General features: G+C 67.7%; 15 protein-coding genes. 8 read left to right on the top strand and 7 right to left on the bottom strand.

Features of this window, described 5'->3' with window-relative positions; genetic code table 11:
- Positions 1-47 precede the first annotated feature (47 nt).
- On the top strand, positions 48-491 hold the full coding sequence (locus tag MAY35_RS18010; RefSeq protein ID WP_238422670.1) for a hypothetical protein: 444 nt from the start codon (positions 48-50) through the stop codon (positions 489-491).
- Positions 492-520: 29 nt separating this feature from the next.
- Here the strand turns inward: MAY35_RS18010 and MAY35_RS18005 are convergent, their stop codons facing one another.
- The 3 genes from MAY35_RS18005 to MAY35_RS17995 all read right to left on the bottom strand — a co-directional run bounded on the left by MAY35_RS18005 (position 521) and on the right by MAY35_RS17995 (position 2,842).
- Positions 521-1,369, bottom strand: coding sequence for an alpha/beta hydrolase (locus tag MAY35_RS18005; protein ID WP_238422669.1), 849 nt, complete (start codon positions 1,367-1,369; stop codon positions 521-523).
- Between the two features lie 67 nt (positions 1,370-1,436).
- The gene (locus tag MAY35_RS18000; protein ID WP_238422668.1) at positions 1,437-1,826 is read right to left on the bottom strand and encodes a hypothetical protein; all 390 of its coding nucleotides are present in this window, start codon (positions 1,824-1,826) and stop codon (positions 1,437-1,439) included.
- Between the two features lie 86 nt (positions 1,827-1,912).
- On the bottom strand, positions 1,913-2,842 hold the full coding sequence (locus tag MAY35_RS17995; RefSeq protein ID WP_238422667.1) for an LLM class F420-dependent oxidoreductase: 930 nt from the start codon (positions 2,840-2,842) through the stop codon (positions 1,913-1,915).
- A 131-nt stretch (positions 2,843-2,973) separates the two neighbouring features.
- Here MAY35_RS17995 and MAY35_RS17990 point away from each other — a divergent pair, with 131 nt between their 5' ends.
- A complete protein-coding gene (locus tag MAY35_RS17990; RefSeq protein ID WP_238422666.1) occupies positions 2,974-3,387 on the top strand; it encodes a hypothetical protein in 414 nt (137 codons plus the stop codon).
- 132 nt (positions 3,388-3,519) lie between these two features.
- Here MAY35_RS17990 and MAY35_RS17985 read toward each other — a convergent pair whose 3' ends face one another.
- On the bottom strand, positions 3,520-4,023 hold the full coding sequence (locus tag MAY35_RS17985; RefSeq protein ID WP_238422665.1) for a DUF664 domain-containing protein: 504 nt from the start codon (positions 4,021-4,023) through the stop codon (positions 3,520-3,522).
- Between the two features lie 69 nt (positions 4,024-4,092).
- Here MAY35_RS17985 and MAY35_RS17980 point away from each other — a divergent pair, with 69 nt between their 5' ends.
- The 5 genes from MAY35_RS17980 (at position 4,093) to MAY35_RS17960 (ending at position 9,688) form a co-directional block, all read left to right on the top strand.
- Positions 4,093-5,544 (top strand): LLM class flavin-dependent oxidoreductase, encoded by a 1,452-nt coding sequence (locus MAY35_RS17980; protein WP_308192470.1) that lies wholly within the window; start codon positions 4,093-4,095, stop codon positions 5,542-5,544.
- Positions 5,541-6,590 carry a methionine ABC transporter ATP-binding protein gene (locus MAY35_RS17975; protein ID WP_238422664.1) on the top strand — a complete coding sequence of 350 codons (1,050 nt, stop codon included), beginning with the start codon at positions 5,541-5,543 and terminating at the stop codon, positions 6,588-6,590. The genes MAY35_RS17980 and MAY35_RS17975 overlap by 4 nt, the downstream gene beginning before the upstream one ends.
- Positions 6,587-7,294, top strand: coding sequence for a methionine ABC transporter permease (locus MAY35_RS17970; protein WP_238422663.1), 708 nt, complete (start codon positions 6,587-6,589; stop codon positions 7,292-7,294). The genes MAY35_RS17975 and MAY35_RS17970 overlap by 4 nt, the downstream gene beginning before the upstream one ends.
- 37 nt (positions 7,295-7,331) lie before the next feature.
- Positions 7,332-8,270, top strand: a complete 939-nt coding sequence (locus tag MAY35_RS17965) for a MetQ/NlpA family ABC transporter substrate-binding protein (RefSeq protein WP_238422662.1) — start codon at positions 7,332-7,334, stop codon at positions 8,268-8,270.
- An 83-nt stretch (positions 8,271-8,353) separates the two neighbouring features.
- Positions 8,354-9,688, top strand: a complete 1,335-nt coding sequence (locus MAY35_RS17960; RefSeq protein ID WP_238422661.1) for a YibE/F family protein — start codon at positions 8,354-8,356, stop codon at positions 9,686-9,688.
- A 15-nt stretch (positions 9,689-9,703) separates the two neighbouring features.
- Here MAY35_RS17960 and MAY35_RS17955 read toward each other — a convergent pair whose 3' ends face one another.
- The 3 genes from MAY35_RS17955 to MAY35_RS17945 form a co-directional block, all read right to left on the bottom strand.
- The gene (locus MAY35_RS17955; protein WP_238422715.1) at positions 9,704-10,549 is read right to left on the bottom strand and encodes a hypothetical protein; all 846 of its coding nucleotides are present in this window, start codon (positions 10,547-10,549) and stop codon (positions 9,704-9,706) included.
- Between the two features lie 155 nt (positions 10,550-10,704).
- Positions 10,705-11,568: a hypothetical protein gene (locus MAY35_RS17950; RefSeq protein ID WP_238422660.1), complete on the bottom strand. Its 864-nt coding sequence runs from the start codon at positions 11,566-11,568 to the stop codon at positions 10,705-10,707.
- Positions 11,569-11,633: 65 nt separating this feature from the next.
- Positions 11,634-13,376, bottom strand: coding sequence for a serine/threonine-protein kinase (locus MAY35_RS17945; RefSeq protein WP_238422659.1), 1,743 nt, complete (start codon positions 13,374-13,376; stop codon positions 11,634-11,636).
- A gap of 175 nt (positions 13,377-13,551) precedes the next feature.
- On the opposite strand from MAY35_RS17945, the gene MAY35_RS17940 reads away from it, so the two are divergent.
- On the top strand, positions 13,552-14,745 hold the full coding sequence (locus MAY35_RS17940) for a TerD family protein (RefSeq protein ID WP_238422658.1): 1,194 nt from the start codon (positions 13,552-13,554) through the stop codon (positions 14,743-14,745).
- Positions 14,746-14,756 lie beyond the last annotated feature (11 nt).

Genomic DNA, 14,756 nt, shown 5'->3' with positions numbered 1-14,756 from the left:
CGTGAGCGAGTCGTCTCGGCATCCGCGCCGGCTGCTAGCGTGCAGCCATGCCTGCCGCCGACCTCGCCGACACCATCGGTACCGACACGGCCATCGTGGTGCTCGCCTCCGGCGGGATCCTCGTGTGGGGTCTCGCGCTCGGTGTGTGGAAGTACCACGGCATCCGGACATCTCCGGACCGAAGCGCGCATGTCTACGTCGACATCGCGCACCGCGCGGCACTGATGTATTCGTTCGCCACCTTGGTGCTCGCGGCGCTGGTCGAGCTGAGCGAGTTCTCGACCCCGGTCAACCTGATCGCCGCCGCGGTGCCGATCGTGTTCTTCGTCGCCGCCATCGCCGCGTACTGCCTACACGGCGCACTGCGCGACACCACCAACCAGTTCGTCGACCCGACGCCGGGCACCTACTTGTTCATGCTCGCCCTGATCGTGGGTGAGATCGGTGGCGTGGTCGTTCTGGTGGCCGGCGTCCTGGTGCGACTGCTCTGAGCTATCCCCGCTTCAGGGCGATCCCCGCTTCAGGGCGAGGGCGGCGACCCCGCGGTGTGCCGGGCGAGCCAGACGATGACCTCCTCGAGGACCACGTCCTGTTCCGGCTCGTTGAAGATCTCGTGGTACAGGTCGTCGTAGATGACGAGCTTCTTGTCAGGTGAACCGGCGAGCCGGTCCACCATCTCGCTCCCCCGGGGGTCGGTGAGCTGGTCATCGCTGCCGTGCATGACCAAGAGAGGCAACTGCAGCGACGGCAGGCGATCGGGGAACGATCGCATCGTCGCGATCATCGCGCCGCCGAGCCCGGCCGGGATCTTTCCGCGGGTGACCAGCGGATCGGCGTCGTACGCGGCGACGACCGCGGGGTCGCGCGAGATGCTCGAGCTGCTCAGTTCGGTGGTCGGCAACCCGGGGGCGATCCGGCCGATCAGCGGCGCGAACCGGACGGCCAGGGCAGGCAGGTCGTCGCCGGGCAGCACCGCTGCTCCGGACAGGACCAGCCCGTCGACCTTGTCCTGGTGGTCGAGCGCGTAATCCAGCGCGATGCACCCTCCCATGCTGTGCCCGAGCAAGAACGTCGGGAGCGCGGGGTCGGCGACGTGAGCGAGCACGGTGCCGAGGTCATCGGTGAAGTCGGCGAAGCGGCGTACCCGAAGCCGCTTGCCGCCGGACCGACCGTGACCGACGTGGTCAGGGATCGCCACCACGTAGTCGGCGTCGACGAGTCGCTGCGCGACGTGGCCATATCTGCGCCCGTGCTCGGCGAGGCCGTGCACGATGACGACGACACCGCGTGGCGTGCCCTCGGGACGATGGACGTCGTAGACGATCGTGTGACCGTGGCCGCCGCGAAAACTGTGTTCTTCCGGTGTCATTCCCTGATCTCGCTCAAGTCGTCGGATGCCCGGGCCTGAAGCACCCGAGACGAATCGGTGTGGTCGTTCAGTGCCAGCCGAGTCGCGCGGCCACCGATCTGCCCGCGGCTTCGAGCGCGCCGAGCGGCCGGAGCGCGGCCTCGCCGACACCCACCATGGCCTCGACGCGCCCGACCACGCGCTCGAGACGGCCCACGATGTCGGACATCCGGTCCACGGTGGCGTCCACCTGATCGAGGGTTCCCGACAGGCGGACGAGGGTGTCGTCGAGCTTCACGATCGTCGAATTCAATCCGTCCATGGTCGGACCGATACCTTCGAGAGTCTCCCCCATGTCGGCGAGGATGCTCTCCAGCTGATCCACGGTCACGTCGGCGTTGAGTGCGGCCTGCGCGAGTTTCTTGATGCGCTGCCGTTCCGGCGGTCGCGATGACGAGTGCTCGCCTCTGTCGGCCATGAGGTGGATTATGGCTCATGCCGCCCGTCGTCAGGACCGTGTCGCGAGAAAGAGCCGCGAGAAACAACCGTGCCCGTGCCGACGGATCAGGTGAGTTGCGGCGCCACCTTCGACGCGACGAGCTCCAGGTGGTCCAGGTCGGACAGGTCGAGCGTCTGCAGGTACATCCGTGTCACGCCGAGTTCCCGGTAGGTCTCGATCTTCGCCGCCACCTCGTCGGGGGTACCCGCAGCACCGTTCTCGCGCAGCTCCTCCGGTTCACGACCGATCGCCTCGGCGCGGCGCCGGAACTCGGATTCGTCTTTGCCGCAGCACAATACGAGTGCCGCCGAGTAGGTGAGGCCCTCCGGGTCGCGACCGCTGTCGGTGCACGCGTCCCGCACGCGGCCGATGAGGTCCGCGGCGACGTCGAGCGGCTGGAACACGACGTTGAACTCGTCGGCGAAACGTGCTGCGAGCGCGGGCGTTCGCTTCTTGCCGCTGCCACCGATGATGATCGGCGGGTGCGGGGTCTGCACGGGCTTGGGCAATGCGGGAGACCGGGTGAGTTGAAAGTGCTTCCCCTGGTGATCGAACTCGTCGCCGAGCGGAGTCTCCCAGAGGCCGGTGATGATCTCGAGATTCTCCTCGAGCCGCTCGAATCGTTCCTTCAGCGGCGGGAACGGTATCCCGTAGGCCTCGTGCTCACGTTCGTGCCAACCGGTGCCGATGCCCAACTCCACACGGCCACCGCTCATCTGATCGACCTGGGCGACAGCGATGGCGAAGGGGCCGGGCAGTCGGAAGGTCGCCGAGGAGACCAGGGTCCCCAGTCGGATGCGGGAGGTCTCACGCGCGAGGCCGGCCAGCGTGATCCACGCGTCGGTGGGACCGGGCAGGCCGTCGCCACCCATCCCGGTGAAGTGGTCGGAGCGGAAGAACGCGTCATAGTCGAGTTCTTCGGCCGCCTTCGCGACCGCGAGGAGGTCGTCGTAGGTGGCACCCTGCTGGGGTTCGGTGAAAATTCGCAGCTGCACGTTTCCACGCTACGCGGAGTGGGCACCCGTGCTGGTGCGAGGCGGGGCGCCCATCGTTCCCATCCAGCCCTACGGTCACTCCGAATCGCTCAACGCATGACACATCGTTCCTCGACAACAGGAGTCCGATCATGAAGACAGTTACGCGCACAGCTCTCGGTTTCGTCGTCGCGGCCGCCGGTGCGACCGCAGTGTCCCTCGCTGCCGCCCCGTCCGCGAGCGCAGCACCCACCATCTGTCCGGCGCTGCCCGGACAGTCCGCGTCGGCGGACTCCTGCAGCGCGGAATCCGGCCCCACCGGACTGTCGCTCGCCATCACCGACAACGGCGGCACGGCGACCTCCTCGGCCGACAACTTCGCGGGACCCGCGGCGATCGCACTGGGCCCCGGCGCGACGGTCACCATGAACGGCATCCGCCCCGGTCTGGCCATCGGTATCGCCGGCCCCGGTGGCGAAGTCGTCGTCGACGGCAAGAACGGCCCCACCTGCAAGGGACCGGCTTTCGCCGGTGACTTCCAGACGTTCCGGGGCTGCATCTCCTGATCGTCTCGCGGGCAGTCGGGATTCGGTGGCGAACAACGGTGTCATGTGCCATCGTTCGCTACAGGATCCCGACTCAGGCGATGCGAGGATCGCGGAGCCCGGTGAGCACGACACCGAGGCAGCCGCACCACGTCAGGAGAGCAGACCCCGCACGTACGCGGCCTGACCTACATGCTGGGCGTCGTCGTCGACCACGCTCACAAGACGGACGCCCAGCGTCACCGGCGGGTCCCAGTTGTCGTCGATCACCCGATCGAGATCCGAATCAGACAGCGCCGCAATGTAATCCACGCTGACCGCGTGCGTTGCGTCGTAGTAGGCCCGAAGCAACGCCGGGTCTTCGACGACGACGCGAGCCGCGTCCTCGGCCGACTGCCCGTAACCGATCTCCGACGCCGCGAACGGAAGGTCGAAGCGCTCGGCCCACCCCTGGGTCACCCATACCTCGTCCGTTCCGGCCACGTCGGCGATGTGCGAGTCCTGGACCCGCGTCAGATGCCACACCAGCCAAGCGATGGTGTTGGCACCCGGCGCCGGAGCGCGGTTGAGCACATCGTGTCCCACGCCGTCGAGGACGGCGTGCACATTGTCGGCGACTCGGCCGAGACCGTCGAGTAACACATCGGTGGATCGCATGCGGCAAGTTTAGGTTCGCGATGGGCTCAATGATGGTCACTGCGCGGATCGGTCAGCATCATTCCTCCGGTGTCAGAACCGAACACCTCTCGCAAGATCCGTTTCAACGCCTTCGACATGAACTGCGTGGCGCATCAGTCGCCGGGCCTGTGGCGCCACCCCGCCGACCGGTCGTGGAACTACAACACCATCGACTACTGGGTAGACCTCGCCCGACTGCTCGAGACCGGCGGTTTCGACGGACTGTTCATCGCCGACGTACTGGGCACCTACGACGTATATGCGGGGACCGACGAGGCCGCCATCCGGCAAGGGGCGCAGATCCCCGTCAACGACCCGCTGCTGCTCGTCTCGGCGATGGCGCATGCGACGGAGCATCTCGGATTCGGCATCACCACCGGAACCGGCTTCGAACATCCCTATCCGTTCGCTCGCCGGCTGTCGACACTCGACCACCTCACCCGCGGCCGTGTCGGCTGGAACGTCGTGACGGGGTACCTGCCGGCGGCGGCTCGCAACATGGGCGCCGACGACCAACTCGAACACGACGCGCGCTACGACCACGCCGACGAGTACCTCACGGTGTTGTACAAGCTGTGGGAAGGGTCGTGGGAGCGCGGCGCGGTGCTGCGAGACCGCGACGCCGGCATCTTCGCCGACCCGGCCAAGGTTCATCACATCGGCCACCACGGCACCCACTTCACGGTGCCGGGTATCCATCTGTCGGAGCCGTCCCCGCAGGGGTCTCCGGTCATCTACCAGGCGGGCGCGTCACCGCGCGGTCGACGATTCGCCGCGGAGAACGCCGAGGCGATCTTCGTCGCGGCGCCCACGAAGGCCATCCTGCGCGATGTCGTCGCGCGAACCCGGGAAGAACTCGTCCTCGCCGGCCGCGATCCGTACGACGCGAAGATCTACACCCTGCTGACGATCATCACCGATTCGACGCCGGAGGCGGCGCGGGCCAAGGCGCAGGAGTACCAGTCCTACACCAGCGATGAAGGCGCACTGGTGTTCATGTCGGGGTGGATGGGCATCGACCTCGCGAGCTATCAGCTCGACGAGCCGATCGGCAACGTACACAGCAACGCCATCCAGTCCGCGGTGGCCGCCTTCTCACAGGCGAGTGAGAGCGGCGAGGAATGGCGCGTGCGAGACATCGCGGCATGGGGAGGCATCGGCGGAATGGGTCCGGTGCTCATCGGTTCCGGCGACGAGGTGGCCGAAGCCCTGCAGGACTGGGTGACCGAGACCGACGTCGACGGGTTCAACGTCGCCTATGCGGTGACACCGGGGTCGTTCGAGGACATCATCACCCACGTCCTGCCTGCACTGGAACGCCGCGGTCTCTACGACCGCGACTACGTTCCGGGAACGTTGCGGCACAAGCTGTTCAACCGGGGCGATCACCTGCCCGACACTCATCGCGGCGCGAGCTACCGGGTCGGCGGGGTCAACTCGACGATCGATGATTCCGTACGCGAGAAGAGTCGGCTCATCACGGATGGAGCGACCAGGTGATCGAGGTCGTCGGCCTGACCAAGGTGTTCGGGGTGGGGTCGCCCGACCCGACCACCGTGCTCGACGATGTGGGGTTCACGGTCGACGCAGGTGAGATCTTCGCCGTTGTCGGACCGTCCGGAGCGGGCAAGAGCACCCTGGCGCGATGCCTGAACCTGTTGGAGCGTCCGACATCCGGGAACGTCGTCGTCAACGGTGAGGATCTCACCGCGCTCGGCTCGTCGGGTCTGCGCGACGCACGGCGGCGGATCGGCACCGTCTTCCAGTCGGCGAGCCTGCTCTCGCGACGGACCGCCGCGCAGAACGTCGCGCTGCCTCTCGAGTACCTCGGCGCGACGCGGCGGTCCACTGCCGCGAGGGTCGCGGAACTGCTCGACCTCGTGGGCCTCGCGGACAAGGCCGGCCTCTACCCGCATCAACTGTCGGGCGGCCAGCGTCAACGTGTCGGCATCGCCCGGGCTCTCGCGCTGAAGCCGTCGGTCCTGTTGTCCGATGAGGCCACCTCGGGACTCGATCCGGCTGCGACAGACACCTTCCTGCGACTTCTCGCCGCAGTGCGGGACGAACTCGGGCTCGCGGTCGTCTTCATCACCCACGAGATGGACACGATCGTGCGCGTCGCCGACACCGTCGGCAGGCTCGACCACGGCCGGATCGTGGAGCACGGCCGGTTGCAGGATCTGGTCCTCGATTCAAATTCTGTTCTCGGACAATCACTCCGGCCCCGCGGTCCCAGCGCACCACCTGCATCCACGGAGACCTCGGTGTCGGTCGTCTACAACTCGGCGAGGGTTCCGGCCGATTGGCTGACGCGGCTCAGCAGACGACTGGATCTGCCGATCTCGATGCTGGGGGCCAACATCCAGACGATCGACGGAACCGCGTTCGGCGACCTCACCGTCGCTGTTCCCAGCGGACACGCGGCCGCATTCATCGGCGCCGCGGGTGAGCTGGGCCTGGTGGCCCGCCCGACCGCGACCGCGCAACCGCCCGGCGAGTCCGCGACGAGCGCGGCCGCCGACAAGGACCCCGAGGTGGCGGCGTGAGCACGACGTACCTGGCCAACATCACCGTGCCGCTCGACGAGATCCCCGACCTGCTCATCCCCGCTGCGGTGGACACCGTCCTCATGGTGAGCATCGTGATGGTCGTCGTGCTGGTGGTGGGAGTGCCACTGGGTGCGCTCATCCACAACCTCGCGCCGGGAGGCCTGTTCGCGAACCGCACCCTGCACACCCCGCTGTCCTGGGTGATCAGCATCGGACGATCGCTGCCGTTCCTGGTGCTGATGACCGCGATCATCCCGTTCACCCGCCTGCTCACCGGCACCAACATCGGCATCGCCGCCGCGGTGGTCCCGATGTCGATCGCGGGGATCGCGTTCTTCACGCGGATCGTCGAGAACTCGTTGCGGTCGGTGCCGGCCTCGACGATCGACGTCGCACGGGCCTCCGGTGGTTCGCATGCTCAGATCATCTGGAAGGCACAGGTTCCCGAGGCCCTGCCCAGCATCGTGGGCGGGCTGACGATCAACACGATCGCGATGATCGAGTACTCCACGATCGCCGGCACCATCGGCGCGGGCGGTCTCGGCTACGTGGCGGTCACCTACGGCTACCAGCGATTCGACCAGGGCGTCATGGTCGCCACCATCATCGTGCTCATCGTCACCGTTGCCGTCATCCAGGTCGCGGGTGACGCGCTCGCCCGCAGCCTCAACCCGGTCACATCGCGCCGCGTCAACCACTGACCGCCGCGTATCCAGCCCCACCTCGAAAGGTCCACCCATGTCCCAGGACACCGGTTCTTCCACCGACACCTCGTCCAGCCCTCCCGGCACCTCCACTCCGCCAGGAGATTCCGGCATCGAGCTCGCCAAACGTCGCCGTTGGCCACTGATCGTCGGCGCACTCATCGTCGTCGCGGTCGTCGCGGCCGTGGCCGGTTGGCGGTTCCTCGGCTCGGAGTCGGCCTCCCCCAACGAGACCGCGGGCGCAACTTTGACCGTCGTCACCGCCGAGGGCAATGCCTCCGAGCAAGCACTGGTGGAGTTCATCGGCCGGGAGGTCGCGCCGCGCTACGGCATCAAGGTCGCGTTCAGGGGTCTCGCCGATTCGACGACGCTCAACCGCGCGGTCAGCGACGGCGAGGTCGCCGGAACCGTTTACCAGCACAAGCTCTGGCTGTCGCAGGTCCTCGAGGCCAATCCGGACTTCGAGGAGGTGGCCGCCACCCCCGTCTTCCGATGGGGATTCGGGATCTGGTCGGACCGCTACCGCGACGTGGCCGACCTGCCACAGAATGCGCGCGTCTCCCTCTATTCCGATCCCGCCAACGAGGCGCAGGGGCTCTGGCTGCTCGAGCGAGCCGGGCTCATCACCCTCAAACCGGGTGTCGACAAGTGGAAGGCGACGCAGAAGGACATCGCGACCAATCCGCGCAATCTGCAGTTCGTCCTGCTCGACTTCGCGGCGCAGTCCCGTTCGCTCGCCGACTTCGATGCGACGGTGGGATACACCGAGTACTACCTCGCGGCGAACATCGACATCGCCAAACAGATCTTCGCGCCGCCCGCGCCCGACGAGTTCGCCGGCCAGCTGACCATCGGGACCCGGTGGCAGGACACCGACAACATCAAGAACCTCGTCGCCGCGTTCAAGGATCCGGAGGTGCAGGACTTCCTCCGCACCGACCCGCGCGTGCAGGGAATCCTGTTGCCCCTGTGAGCTCGGTCGGCATCGTCGTCCACTCGGTTCCCGCATCCGGGTCGCTGGTCGCGGCCCGGATGCGGTGCGCATAGGCTCTCCGCGTGAGCCGCACACACCATGGGCACGGTCACACGCACTCGCTGACCGACATCTCCCACACGTTGTCCCCGTTCGCCCGGTGGTTCGTCATCGGGACGCTGGCGGTCACCGCCGCGGTCGTCGCCATCGGGATGATCGTGCTGTGGCCGTCGGATTCCGAGCATCCGATCCCCACCCAGTTCCGGTCGGCCGACGGCGGTCCCATCGCCACCGTCGACGGTGAGATCGTCGACCAGTTCCACGCGAACTGCCTGAACTCGGCGGCGGGAACGGTGTTGGAGACCGCCGACATCCCGATCAATCCGGTTCCCGAGGGCCCGTGCATCCTCAACGCGGTGCGGTTCGACTCGGGTGACGTGGCCGGGCAGTACACCGTTCTGGAGATTCCCACGAACCGGGCTCAGGCCGGCTCGGGTCCCGACACCCCGGCACCGAATCCCGCGACCCTCGACGAGCCGCAGGCCGGACAACCGACGCTGAACGTCGGCGACGCCATCCGGCTCTCGACGGTGCCCGCAGCAGATGGCAACCGGTACACGTTCTTCGACTTCCAACGCGGAACCGCGACGATCTTCTGGGCCATCCTGTTCATCCTGGCCATCGTGCTCGTCGCCGCGTGGCGGGGCTTCCGCTCGATCATCGGTCTCGCATTCGCCTTCGGCATCCTGACGGTGTTCACACTCCCCGCCATCCTCGACGGTTCGTCGCCGGTCGCGGTTGCCGTGGTGTCATCGGCGGCCATCCTGTTCGTGGTCCTCTACCTCGCTCACGGCGTCAGTCTGCGTACGAGTTCGGCACTGCTCGGCACGCTCACCTCGTTGTTGATGGCGGGTTTCCTGAGCTGGCTTGCCATCCGGACGATGAACCTGACCGGGTTGTCCGGCGATCAGACCACGAGTCTGCAGGTGTATCAGGGCAACATCTCGGTCAGCGGACTCTTGCTCGCCGGGTTCATCATCGGCACATTGGGTGTGCTCAACGATGTCACCATCACGCAGGCGTCGGCCGCCTTCGAGCTCGCGGCGGCCGGTGAACCCTCTCGGTTGGCGACGTTCCGCGCCGCGATGCGCGTCGGTCGCGACCACATCGCCAGCACGGTGTACACGCTCGTGTTCGCTTACGCCGGTAGCGCTCTGCCGCTCATGCTCCTGTTCTCGGTGGCCCAGCAACCCCTGGGCGGTCTGCTGACGACCGACGTGGTCGCCGTGGAGCTGGCCCGCTCGTTCGTCGGCGGTATCGCGATCGCACTGTCGGTTCCGCTGACCACCGCCATCGCGGCTGCCCTCACCACTCCGGCCGGGGCACAACGCTCTTCGGGCTCGCACGCGGCTGCGTGACGGTCGCGGCGCTGATCAGCACCTGCCCTTGGGTAGGTCGGCCAGATTCTTGCCGAGCCAATTGCCCAGGCGCGTCAGCATCTTGGTGCCGTCGGTGAACGATCCGCTGCGGGGTATCGCGGCCATCGACACCGCGACCTGACCGCCGGTGGTGGTGATGATGCCCAGCTGGCGGACGAGGTGGCCCTGCGATGTCGACGACGCCGGGCCCCAGCCGCCCTTGACGGCCGTCACGGCGCCCTGCGCCCGCCCGACCCGGGCGATCCCCCACTGCTGATTGGGCGCAACCGCACTCATCAGCCGGATGAGGTGTTCGCTGCCGGGCAGGCACGGGAGGTGCGCACCGAAAACGGCCTGGTCCCGCAGCGCCCACGCGGTGTACCCGGGGTAGGACGGCGGGTTGTCGACCTCGGACGACACGTGCGTGCGGGTGTCATGTCCTTCCCGCAAGACGTTGGTGACGGCGTCGACCGAGGCGTGTCCGCCCCCGAGCAGACCCCAGAGTTCGCCCGCCGCGTCGTTGTCGGAGAACGTGATCGCCCGGTCCTCCATCGTCGCGACCGCCGCTCCGCGCTGTCGTTGCGCCGCGAGCGACACCGGCACCTTCATCGTCGACCAGGCGCGCCCCGTCTTGAGTGTGCCCAGCGAGATCACCTGCTCGCTGCCGACCGGCACGATCGCGATCCCCAGCTGCCCGGGCAGCGACTTCCGCATGGACTTCTGCAACGCCGCATAACTGCGGGCCAGCTTCTTGTCGACCGGTTCGGGCGGCTTGAACCACGACGCGAACGGTTCGGGTAGCGGGGGCAGCGTCGGCAGCGGAATCGCTGTCGCGGAACCCGCACCGATGACCAAGGCCATCACCAAGGCACCGACCACGACCGCGATTCTGGTCACAACTTTCACAATTTTCTCCTGAGTCACTTCCGACACAGAACCCTACGGCTGGACGAGCGATCTCGACCAGGCCGTATATGCAATCGGAACCATCTCGGGACCGGTGCCACACCCTGGGGTCAGGCCGAGCAGCGTCCTCGCGGCAAGCGGGTTAGGTGACGGTCGAGCCAGTTGGCCACAGAGTTCAGTGCCGCCACTCCCCCGGACATCGAGCCGCCGACAGCACTCATCGCCACCGCTGCGGCGGCGCCGTCACGGAAGGTGACCAGTCCGATCTGCCGCACGAGGTAACCGCCGGTTGTCCCCGGTCCCCACCCTCCTTTGACCGCGGTCGCCCTGGGTGCGGGCATGATCTCGACACCCCACTGCTGGTTGCCCGCCACCCGGGCCATCGACGACAGCACGTTCTGGGTCCCGGGCATACACGGCAGATGGGCGGTGAAGGTCGCAGCGTCGGGCAGGGTCCACACGGTCTGACCGAAGATGGTGTAACCGGCTCGGCGTCGAGTCGCCGGCACCACGGTCTTCGTGTCGCCTCCTTCACGCAGCACATCCGTCACCGCATCGGCCGAGGCCTGCCCGCCGCCGAGCGACGCCCACAGGGACTCCGCGGCGTCGTTGTCGGACGCGACGATCGCGGACACGCCCGCCGCGCTCGGTCCGTTCACACGCTCGGCCGCGACAGCCAGGGGAACCTTGATCGTCGACCAGGCAACTTGTGGAGTGCGGTCTCCGAGAGTGAGAGCGGGAACGGCGTCGCCGCCGACCGGGGCGATCGCGACGCCCACGGCCAGGCCAGTCGCCGTCGCCACCCGGCGAAAGCTAGCAGCGAGTGCGGCGTGATCGGACGAGGGAGCCGGGGCGGTCGATGGCCTGGAGGTCGACGGGACCGCCACCGGCGTCGAGGCGGTCACGGTCACCGTCACAGGATCGACGGGACCGGGCTCGGAGTCCTCCGCGCACCCACCGACGACTGCCACCATGCACGACAGCGACAACACTGTGCGCGCGGCCCGGCCAAGCGGGTACCGCTTCAACCTGTTGCCCGTCAATAGATGTGCACCACCGCGTCATTGCCACCTCGGCAGGCCACAATCGCGCCCTCAGGTACACAGGTCATCGCGTATGTCTCCCCGGTGACCGGACTGGCGGCGATCACCACGCGCGACGACCCGGTGGGACCCGAGCCCAGATACGCATCGCGAACGGCGAACGCGAACGGACAACTCGTCACCGACGTACCGACCCCGACCGTCCCGTCGCACGGCGCCGACCCCGCCGGCGGTGCGGCCGGGATCGGTGGCGCCGGGGCAGGTTGAGCCTGGGGAGGCGGTGCCACCGTCTCGGTGACCGTGGGAGTGGTCGGGCTCTCCTCGGCCACATCTGAGCCATTCGATCCGGCTAGTAGCAAGCCGCCGAGGACAGCCAGACCGACCAATGCCACGGCGATGAGACCCAGCAGTACGGGGACGGCCACCGAGCGACGGTTCTGCGCCTGCGGATACACCGGCGGATAGGCCGGCGGGTACGCATTCGGGGGAGGCCCGACGGGCCCCGGCGGGTAGGCGAAGTCCGGCCGCCCGGGGTGATGCTGTGGACCCGTGTACGGCTCAGCGCCCGAGAACTGCTGCGGGCCCGAGAACTGCTGGGGGCCCGAGAACTGCTGGGGGCCCGAGAACTGCTGGGGGCCCGAGAACTGCTGGGGGCCCGAGAACTGCTGGGGGCCCGAGAACTGCTGGGGGCCCGAGAACTGCTGCGGCTCGGAAAAGCGTGCGGTTCCGGCGCCTGCCTCGGGGCCCGTCGTCGAACGGATTTGCGTCCGCTCGTACACGGGGTCGGTGGGCGCGATGACGGTGTCCGGTGCCCGATCGGCGTCGGTCGCCGAGTGGTGTCGCTCGGCCACCGGCGTCGCCGACGCGGAACTCTTGTCGAGTGACAGCCGTACGGGAGGTGCGGGAGGAGAACCACCTGTCAACGCATCCCTGGCGGCGCGGGCGAGGTCGGCGCCGCGCCGCGGGCGTACCACCGGATCGGGGGCGAGCGCCGATCTCATGACCTCATCCATCGCCTCCGGTACATCTCCGTTGACCGCACTCGGTGAGGGTGGGGCGGACAGCAACGCGGCCTTGATCGCCGCACTCACCGTCTTCGCCGGATGCGGTACGCGGCCGGTGAGGCATTCGAATAACACGCAACCCAATGCATAGATGTCGCTGGCCGGACTCACCGGTGTCGCATCGAACAACTCGGGCGCCATGTAGGCGATCGACCCGACAGCGGTTCCCGTCTGCGTGAGGTGGGTGTCCTCGGCCGCATGGGCGATCCCGAAATCAACGAGATACGCGAACTCGCCGGGACCGATGAGAATGTTCTCGGGCTTGACGTCCCGATGCACCAAGCCCTCGGCGTGTGCAGCGTCGAGAGCCGCGGCCACCTGCTCGACGATGGACACCGCACGTTCGGGCGGCAGTCGTTGCTCCCGGGCCAGGGTCGCGCGTAGATCCTCGCCGACGACCAGACGCATGTCGATGAAGAGGACGCCGTCGATCTCACCCCAGTCATGGATCGGGATGACGTGCGGCTCGCCCAATCTCGCTGCGGCGTGCGACTCACGCCGGAACCGTTCCTGAAAGGTCGGGTCATGAGCCAGCGCCGGATCGAGCAACTTGAGCGCGACGACACGGTCTTTGACGGTGTCGTAGGCACGGTAGACCTCTCCCATACCACCGCGGCCGAGGAGCGCATCGAGCCTGTACGGCCCGAACTGCGTGTCGACCCGACTTCCAGCCATGTTCAGGAGCATAAGCGCACAATCGGACACCGTCTGTCGACCGGACGATTGCATCTGGAAACGCCGTCGGCGGATGCTCGACCGACGTCCCGACTGCATGCGCGTGACTACGCTGTGGGTCGAAGGTGCCGGATTTGTCCGGCGCACCCCGAACACGTGAGGAACCACTCCAGACATGCCTGCGCTGAGCAAGGGACAGAACGGTCCGCTGTCGACCCCGGACGTCGTGATCTCGGTGGATCTCGCCACCGCAGCCGACCTCTCCGCGCTCCTGGTCACCGATCACGGGGTCGTGCGCAGCGACGACGACTTCGTGTTCTACAACCAGCCGACCGGACCCGGCGTCCGGCTGCAGCCCGTGCCCGGCGGCACGGCTCGGCTGCACATCTCCACCGCGGGCATCCCCGGAGACGTCGACGCGGTCCGCGCGGTCATCACACTCGACGACGCGTCGTCGACCTTCGGGCGCTTCGCCCCTCCGGTGGCACGGGTCGCCGACGCCCAGGGCCGAGAACTGTACGAGTACGCCATCACCGGACTCGCGACCGAGTCGGTGGTCATCGCGCTGGAGGTCTACCGGCGAAACGGTGACTGGAAGGTGCGTGCGGTCGGGCAGGGTTACGCGGGCGGCTTCGCCGATCTCGTCCGGGACCACGGCGTCAGCGTCGACGACGAGCCCGCGGCCCCGGCACCCGAACCGGTGGCAACCCCGCCTGCACCCACACCACCGGCACCCACACCACCCGCGCCGGCGCCTGCTCCGCCCGCCCCGCCACGCGCTCCCGAGATCAGCCTGAGCAAGGACCGGCCGGTGAGTCTGACCAAGGGCCAGAAGGTCACGCTCCGCAAGGAGGGCGGCGTCCATCTGACCGACATCCGCATGGGACTCGGGTGGGATCCGGTGCGGGGCGGCTTCGGCCGCGGCGGTTCGATCGACCTCGACGCGTCGGTGCTCATGTTCTCCGGCGACAAGTGCGTGGAGACCGTCTACTACGGCCACCTGAACTCCAAGGACCGTTCGATCCTGCATTCCGGTGACAACCTCACCGGCGAGGGAGCCGGTGACGACGAGGTCATCCGCGTTGCGCTGCAATCGGTCCCGGAACGGATCGACGCTCTGATGTTCATCGTCACGTCGTACCGCGGGCACACCTTCGAGCGGATCGAGAACGCCTACTGCCGACTCGTCGACGAGACCACATCCGCCGAGCTGGCGCGGTTCACCCTCCAGGGCGGAATGCCGTTCACCGCCGTCGCGATGGCCGTCATCAGTCGCGACGCCGGCGAATGGAAGCTCCGGGCCATCGGCGATGGGTTCGACGCGAAGACCCCGAAGAAGGCACTCGCGCACGTCGGCCGATACCTCTGATCGCGTTGTGA

It is taken from the genome of Gordonia sp. 'Campus', from assembly GCF_022206305.1.
Taxonomy (GTDB): Bacteria; Actinomycetota; Actinomycetes; order Mycobacteriales; family Mycobacteriaceae; genus Gordonia.
The sequence above is the reverse complement of the archived record's forward strand: the minus strand, read 5'-3'. Positions and strand labels throughout refer to the sequence as shown.